The 3,605-nt window shown below is 39.4% G+C and carries 4 protein-coding genes; 3 read left to right on the top strand and 1 reads right to left on the bottom strand.

The features are described from left to right. Positions 1 to 389: MFS transporter (locus AMDU4_RS07875; RefSeq protein ID WP_021787454.1), on the bottom strand; the 389-nt coding region annotated here is incomplete at its 3' end. Positions 390 to 480: 91 nt separating this feature from the next. On the opposite strand from AMDU4_RS07875, the gene AMDU4_RS07870 reads away from it, so the two are divergent. The 3 genes from AMDU4_RS07870 to AMDU4_RS07860 all read left to right on the top strand — a co-directional run. Then, on the top strand, positions 481 to 1,614 hold the full coding sequence (locus tag AMDU4_RS07870) for an IS630 family transposase (protein WP_021787453.1): 1,134 nt from the start codon (positions 481 to 483) through the stop codon (positions 1,612 to 1,614). A gap of 176 nt (positions 1,615 to 1,790) precedes the next feature. After that, positions 1,791 to 3,020 (top strand): Nre family DNA repair protein, encoded by a 1,230-nt coding sequence (locus AMDU4_RS07865; protein WP_021787452.1) that lies wholly within the window; start codon positions 1,791 to 1,793, stop codon positions 3,018 to 3,020. Positions 3,021 to 3,025: 5 nt separating this feature from the next. Then, a partial coding sequence (locus AMDU4_RS07860) for a radical SAM protein (protein ID WP_290704624.1) occupies positions 3,026 to 3,605 on the top strand: 580 nt, incomplete at its 3' end.

Here is a 3,605-nt window from a genome sequence, read left to right as displayed (position 1 = left end):
TCTGCTATATAGGCTGTTGCAATTGCCGAATCTGCTCCGACTGCTAGGCCTATAAATGTTCTTGATACCAGAAGCATCACCAGATTGACTGATAAAGCCGAGAGCAGTGCACCTATTGTATATATGGCTGCATCGGTGATCAGGAGGAATTTTCTTCCGTATGTGTCAGTAAGCAATGCTGCTATCAATGCACCAGCTGCGGCTCCCAATGAAGCGCCAGCTATAAGGTAACCATATACAAAGGGGTCAGTTGTGGCAATGTTTTTGGCAAATGGTATAAATCCCAGATCTGTTCCTATATTTGATGTATCATATCCAAAGAGAAATCCCCCTATGGTTGCAAGCAATGTCACAGCCCAGTAAAATTTAGTGGTAATTTTGTCATTCAATTTGTTTAAAATGGGGTCCTGAGTTTCTATACTACTATAGCGTTTCCATAATAGACATGCAATTATTTATACTCGATAGCCTTATCTAATTATGGTGTTTAAAAGAACTAAACCGCATATTGTGCTCAGTTCGGAACAGAAGGCGTACCTTGAGAAGATTACCAAATCTGGAAAATCTGAAAAGAGGGAGTATGACAGGGCCAGGATAATCCTCATGGATGCTGATGGAAAGGGTGTGAATACAATTGCAAGGGAATTGCACACGAACAGGACAAAGGTCTATCTCACCATAGATAAGGCCCTTTCCTTCGGTGTGGAAACGGCACTGAAAGACCTTTCAGGAAGAGGAAAAAAGAGAACCATAGGCAATGAGGAAAGAGCTTTTATCATAAGAACAGCATGCACCAAACCATCTGATCTTGGATATCCCCATGAGATCTGGACAAACAGGCTGCTCACAAAATACATCAGGGAAAATGCACCTGAAGAATATGATCTCAAATCCATATCAAATGGAACTGTGTCCAAGATACTGACAAGGAGCAATATTCGGCCGCATAAGATAAGATACTACATGGAAAAGACAGATCCTGAACATGAGAGAAAGGAGGCAGAGGTCCTTCATGTTTACAGGGAAGTTAAAACGATCAGGGAAGAGGGATCAGGTAAACTCACTGCCTTACTTTCATATGATGAAAAACCCGGTATACAGGCAATAGGAAATATATATCCAGATAAGCAGCCAGATGAGAAGCATGGCTATATATCAAGAAATCATGATTACAAGCGAAATGGGACATTGTCCCTGATGGCTGGCATTGATCTCATAACAGGGCAGATAATCCCGCTGGTGGAAGAGAGGCACAGGAGCCTTGAATTTGTGAAATGGCTTGAACTTGTTGACAGATATTACCCGGATGATTATAAGATCACCATAATCATGGATAATCACAGTGTTCATACATCAAAAGAGACAATGAAATACCTCTCATCAAGGCCATGGAGATTTAACTTTGTGTTTACACCAACACATGCATCATGGCTTAACATAATAGAGATGTTCTTCAGCAAGATGGCACGTTCCATGCTCAGGGGAATAAGGGTTGATTCAAAGGATGAACTGAAGAACCGCATGCTGGAATATATACAGGAAATAAACAACGAACCTGTTATATTCACCTGGAAGTGGAAAATGGATGAGATGCCAGGAGGTATAACTCTATAGTATTGTCAGTGTATTATGGAAACGCTATATTAGAAATTCTCTCGGGACCATTCGTTATAAATAATATATAGACTCATGACTAAATTATGTTGCAATTATGATTGCCAAAAACTCATTTCAGGATGTTAAATATTGTATTGAAAAGTATTAATATGAATAATAGTATTTATAGTTATATGGTGAAAAACCTTATTAAAATTCCACCTTCATTATGCGTCAAATGCCGTGGGGCAAAGATGCTCTGTGGGCTTTCCTACTGTCCAGTTTCAATAGCCGACCGTGTAAAGAAAGTATATACTTTTACAGGAAATTCTATTACTGGTTCATCACCACCATCCCTTTTCGTAGGGAGGTATGGATACCCAAAAATAAATATTTATCCTTCAACGCCTCCATTCACCGGTAACACCTCTTATATGGAAGATGAGTCAAAATGGCTTTCACAGGATCTGAATGACTTTCTCTCTAACAGGCTGTCCCTGCTAAGAGGCGGAATAAAGGTTGAGGCTACACAGGCCTCAAATCCAGACTATCGCCTTCAGGAAATTCAAATAAGTTCACTGTCTTCAAGTCCAGTAGATATTGAAATGACTGTTGAAAAATCATTTAAAAATAATGTGATGTTGGATGAGAATATCACACCAATGGGACCATCATCGCCACTTAAAAGCATAAAATTCGGTAATTACCATATAGACAACAGGATTGAAAAAATATACTATGACCGGGATCTAAAAGCAGGTAATGGAATAATTAAACTGTATGAAAAGGGTATGGGAATAAATGGCATTTCAAAGGCACTGAGTTCAGGTTCGCTGGGCACGGGAAAGAAGAGGAGGATAGTTCCAACCAGATGGTCTATTACAGCTGCAGACAAATCCATATCTGACAATCTGGTGGAAGAAATAAAGGACTATAAGGAGATAGATGAATTTCAGGTATATATAAGAGAAACCAAGGGTAATCTTTTCATAGGGATACTGGCTCCTGGGCAGTGGATGTTTGAATGGGGAGAGTCATGGTTTCCAGGAAGCACATGGAACAGTTTTGGCGATTCTGTTGAGGTAGAGCTGGATTATGAAGGCTATTACGGAAGAAATACATATCCTGACATAGGTGGATGCTATTACTCATCAAGGCTTGCAGTTGCGGAGAAGTACAAAGAGATGAAAAGAACAGGGTCAGCGATGCTCTGGAGGGAAATATATCCAGGATTTAATATTCCAGTGGGTGTGTGGTATGTAAGGGAAAATGTAAGAGAACTATTCAGAGGGAAGCCTGAAATATTTGACAATATACAGGATTCAGTAAATTATGTATCGAAGTTCACAAAGGTAGACATTAGTGTCTGGAAGGTCAAATCCAACAATATGAAATACCTGGTATCCAACCTGGATAATTATTGATTGAAATGATAGAAAATATAAAAATTTTTGAAATAAACGCAAGGCATGCTCTGGGAAAATCAGGAATGGCAGAACTTGACTATGCTTTTAATCCATATCTTGGATGCCTTCATGGGTGCCGTTACTGTTATGCAATAGATATGTCACCCTCTGAAGCTTCCAGCAACTGGGGACGAACAGTTTTTGTCAGAAAAAATATAATCACACTGCTTGAAAGAGAAGCACGTACTTATAAAAGAGGAATAGTCGGAATGTCAACAATAACAGACCCCTATCAATCTGTTGAAATGAAATTCAGGATTATGCCCAAAGCCATAGAGATACTGAGCAGAAACGGATTTTATGTTACAATTCAGACAAAATCCCCCTTGATATTAAAGGACATTGAAATCCTTGAAAAATACAGAAATAATTTAGATGTGGGGCTGACTGTAACAACCATTGACAGAAAGGTTGCAGCACTACTGGAGCCATATGCCCCAGATCCTGTTAAACGGTTAAACGCCCTGAAAAAACTTACCCAGAGAAAAATAAAAACATGGCTGTATCTGGGCCCCATTGTGAGAGGACTAAACGATAACATTG

The sequence above is a fragment of the Ferroplasma sp. Type II genome, assembly GCF_000496155.1.
The sequence above is the reverse complement of the archived record's forward strand: the minus strand, read 5'-3'. Positions and strand labels throughout refer to the sequence as shown.

Excerpts from the sequence above, each read along its gene's own strand:
- AMDU4_RS07870 (WP_021787453.1), top strand. The coding sequence starts at position 481 with ATGGTGTTTAAAAGAACTAAACCGCATATTGTGCTCAGTTCGGAACAG.
- AMDU4_RS07865 (WP_021787452.1), top strand. The coding sequence starts at position 1,791 with ATGGTGAAAAACCTTATTAAAATTCCACCTTCATTATGCGTCAAATGC.